Source organism: Bacillus sp. S4, from assembly GCF_040838205.1.
GTDB lineage: Bacteria > Bacillota > Bacilli > Bacillales > Bacillaceae_G > Bacillus_A > Bacillus_A cereus_U.
Genome location: NZ_JBFPJI010000289.1, coordinates 1 through 4,070 on the forward strand (window position 1 = coordinate 1; position 4,070 = coordinate 4,070).

Genomic DNA, 4,070 nt, shown 5'->3' on the forward strand with positions numbered 1-4,070 from the left:
ATATTCATTTAAACATATTGTTTCCATACTTTGAAACAATATTATCCAGTATTATATATCAATAAAGTGAAACTTTAATCAGTGGGTGTTTTGTTCATCCCCCACTGATTATTAGCCCACACCAATCGGGCGTTTACGGGCAGCACGACTCCCACCTAACTTCTTTGCTCCAGCCGAATTTTGAGGCAGGAGTCTTACTGCCCGCAAATAGCGGGATAAACTACTTCTAATTCCTTTCTATCCACAGCTATCAACTCCTTATGCTATTTCAATATATTGTTCACTTTATTTCCCCTTATTCATTAAATCACAGAAGGAATGTAACTCCCCGCTATCGAATTTTTACATAACAAATATTATTAGGTGGTGCTTTACTATGAAATTAGCTGTCATTGGTGGCGGTGATTTACAAGATCCAAATCACTTGCATATTAATGAACGACTTATAGAATTAACAAATAAACAATACCCAAAAGTATTATTCATTCCAACAGCTAGTCGTGATGATGAAGGATATATAAAGTTATTTTTAGAAACGTTTGAAAAGCGATTACATTGTGAGGTTCAAATTTTACGCTTTATAACCGAAACACCTACTAAATATGAAATAGATGAGATGATTCATTCTGCCGATTTAATTTATCTTGGCGGTGGGAATTACGTTCATATGCTTGAACAATGGAAAGAACATAAACTAGATGAAAAGTTACTATTTGCTTTAAAACGCGGAACACTTATTGCAGGATATAGTGCCGGTGCGATGTGCTGGTTCACATCTAGCATTCGTTCAGATTATGAAGGTTCCGGTTATATAGAAAGTAGTGGCTGGAGTATTGTTAATAAAAGATTTTGCCCCCATTACAATCAATTAAATAGAATGAATGCCTTCCATACGTTTTTACAAACTCACCAAGGTAATATAGAAGGCATTGCATTAGAAGATAATTGCGCTTTATATATTACAGAAGGTTCATTTGAAATTATCGGTGAGCCAGATACAGCTTGGGAGTTTTATATGAATAATGGAAAACTCATTAGACAACATTTTGATATAACTTTAAAAAGTTATTTATAAGCATTCATCAAAAAAAAGTCCCTAAGTATAATGACTTAGGGACTTTTTCATCTTTTAACTCACTAATCGTGTAATTCGTTTCTTCTGCCATGAAAGCTTATAATATGCATACTGTAATATTAAGCTGACGATGAATGCCGCTGGATATCCAATCCAAATTCCTTCTATACCAAGACTCGTATGGTAAGAAAGATAATACGCTACAGGTACTTCAACAAACCAGATTGATACAACACTAATCACAGTTGGCCAAAGTACTGTACCACTTGCTCGCATTGTCGCACTAATAATTTGTGCATGACCGAAAATTAAGTAACTCCATAATGTAATCATAACTAAACTATGAGCAATTTCAATTGTAGTTTGACTTGTCAAAAATAGTGCTAAAATATCTCTTGAGAATAAATAAATAAGCGATATTAATACACCACCAATGATATAATTCATAATAATTCCGGCCTTAACAACTTTCTGTAATCGATCAAATTGGTTTGCACCAATTGATTGCGCTGCAAAAATTGATACGGTAATGCCGAGGCTAACTGCTGGCATTTGTACATAACTTGCAACTTGGTTCACAACACCATACGCCGCTGTTGCATCTGATCCATAGCGATTCACAAATGCGATTACCGCAATTTCTGATAATGAAACTAATATCATATTAATACTCGCTGGAATACCAAGTCGTAACAATAACTTTAATAACTCCCAGTCCATACGAAGATATTTTCTTACTGTAGCGTCTAATTGCAGTGGATGATTTTTCTTCTTTAAATACACTAGCATGACAATAAACGTAATAACTGTAGATATAACTGAAGCATAGGCTGCTCCGTAAACATCTAATTTCGGAGCTCCTAACCAGCCAAAAATAAGAATTGGTAATAAGATCATATTTAGCGCTGTACTAACGATTAAAAAGTAAAATGGCGTTTTAGAATCTCCTGTACCTCTCATAAATGTTGTGTATGCAAAATATAAAAATAATACTGGCATAGATATAAATAAAATTCTTGCGTAATGCACACTTATTTCAATAATATTTTCTGGTGTTCCCATAAGGCGCATAATATCCATCGCAAAAATACTACCTATTATCGCCAACACGACTCCGATAATAAAAGTAAACGTAAGCGTCGTACCAACGATAGCTTTTAAGCGCTCTTCATTTTTAGCACCAAATGCCTGACCAATTAAAATTGAACTACCAGAACCAATTCCAATTACAAATGAAACGAGCAGGAAAAATAACGGGAAGAACGCCGATATAGCTGCTAGATCATTTACGCCAAGCCATCTTCCTACTACTACCATTCCAAATAACTGTCCAACTGACTGTAATACATTACTTAAAAGTAACGGTACTAAAAACATGGACATCGATTTCCATATCGGCTTATGTTCCGTTTCTGACTTCTGTGACTCTACACCTTCTTTATTGTTATCTGTAGGTGGTTTCAAATTTCATTTCTCCTTTTATTTAAAATCCGTGCTCAAATAGTGGTAATTGTGCCAACCATTTCTATACTGTTTGCTCGTTAAAGTAAATGCTTCTTCCACTCACTATTTTCAAATTCATCATAGAACTTTAACATATTTTTCGTATCTGTAATCCTCTATCTCTTTGTATAGTTGTTTTTATGATGTGCTTCTATTCATTTTCTTCTCTTCATTCTTATAACTTCACCCAATATTGGCTTCCATCAGCTGTTCTATCTAAAAAACCATATTCAATTAAATATCTTCTCAAAGTTACAAAATCCGGATATATATTTTCTAAAACTGTATTTACTTCTTTTTCAGTATACTTTTTATTACTATCGAATTTCTTCACTAAATGACGTAATATAATTAATTTACGCTTTTGCTTTTTCGGAAATTTAGAAAGCGGTCCATCCAAACCTTCTGTAAAATGCGTTGTTAAAACTTCAGCATTTTCTTCCTCTGTAATATTGTATCGATCATCCACCATCGTAGCTGTTCTATGAATCGGTACAAATTTAGTTTGAACTTTTGATTTTTCTTCTGACAATTCCATTAACGCTAAAAATACTTTCGCTTGCTTCATTTTCTCTCGCAATGTAAATCGATGATTGCGAATCGTCGACGTGCTCCCGCCGTCCATTTCTTTTACAATCTCTTTATCGTTAAGTCCCATATGGAAAAACTGAACCATTTTCTTTTGCAAATCAGTTAAACCTGTAAACTTCTTATCAAGATTTAATAAATATTCAAACATAGACGTATGCTCATTTTGAATATGCAACTGTACAAACTTCTCTGCTTCATACAAAACTTGATTTTCTTGATAAATAACCCCTTTAATAAACGTTTCTCCACAAGCTAAACAAATATACTCCTCTGCTGCCTCGTCAAATACATACCCTTTCTTTAATTCCTCTACCGACGCATCCCAAAACTTCTCTGAAATATCACTCATACTAAACACTCCTTCAAAATGTTTATTTAAAAACAAACAAATTCCAATAACGTTTATTATCACTTCATCATCTTAACATATAAAAAATAAACATTTCAATGTTTCGTTTACCTATTTTACAAACTTTTATAAAAATGTTTATCTAACTATGATAAATAGGACTTATCACACCGAAAAACGAATGTATTTTAACAAACTAATTATTATGGGATGTGAAACAAAACATGACTACTATTCAAGACCCTTCCAGCATTCAATTTTAACTACAAAAAAGATGTTTCCGTATATGGAAACACCTTTTACCTTTTATATATTTTATAAACAACCTCTACTAAAACTTTACTTGCTTGTACAAATACATGTTTTCGATTTCCATCCTCAACGAATCTATTTGAACAACCACTAATCATCATCATACAACTAATTATGACTATTACTTTAATGCTTTTTCTGCAAATCATTTTATGCAACTCCACTTTTGTAAAACTTCATTTAAATTTACCCCATCAAAAAAAGTTTACACGAATAATGAAACGTAAAAATATGTAATGT

At 32.9% G+C, this 4,070-nt stretch carries 4 protein-coding genes; 1 reads left to right on the forward strand and 3 read right to left on the reverse strand.

Annotation, left to right across the window (positions count from 1 at the left end; translation table 11 throughout):
• Positions 1–376 precede the first annotated feature (376 nt).
• Positions 377–1,075, forward strand: coding sequence for a peptidase E (locus AB3X48_RS18630; RefSeq protein ID WP_002202483.1), 699 nt, complete (start codon positions 377–379; stop codon positions 1,073–1,075).
• 54 nt (positions 1,076–1,129) lie between these two features.
• On the opposite strand, the gene AB3X48_RS18635 is transcribed toward AB3X48_RS18630, so the two are convergent.
• From AB3X48_RS18635 to AB3X48_RS18645, 3 genes are all read right to left on the reverse strand, one after another.
• On the reverse strand, positions 1,130–2,539 hold the full coding sequence (locus AB3X48_RS18635; protein ID WP_016104457.1) for an MATE family efflux transporter: 1,410 nt from the start codon (positions 2,537–2,539) through the stop codon (positions 1,130–1,132).
• 214 nt (positions 2,540–2,753) lie between these two features.
• Positions 2,754–3,518 carry a DUF2087 domain-containing protein gene (locus AB3X48_RS18640; RefSeq protein ID WP_016104456.1) on the reverse strand — a complete coding sequence of 255 codons (765 nt, stop codon included), beginning with the start codon at positions 3,516–3,518 and terminating at the stop codon, positions 2,754–2,756.
• Positions 3,519–3,817: 299 nt separating this feature from the next.
• Positions 3,818–3,979: a hypothetical protein gene (locus tag AB3X48_RS18645; protein WP_002118090.1), complete on the reverse strand. Its 162-nt coding sequence runs from the start codon at positions 3,977–3,979 to the stop codon at positions 3,818–3,820.
• Positions 3,980–4,070 lie beyond the last annotated feature (91 nt).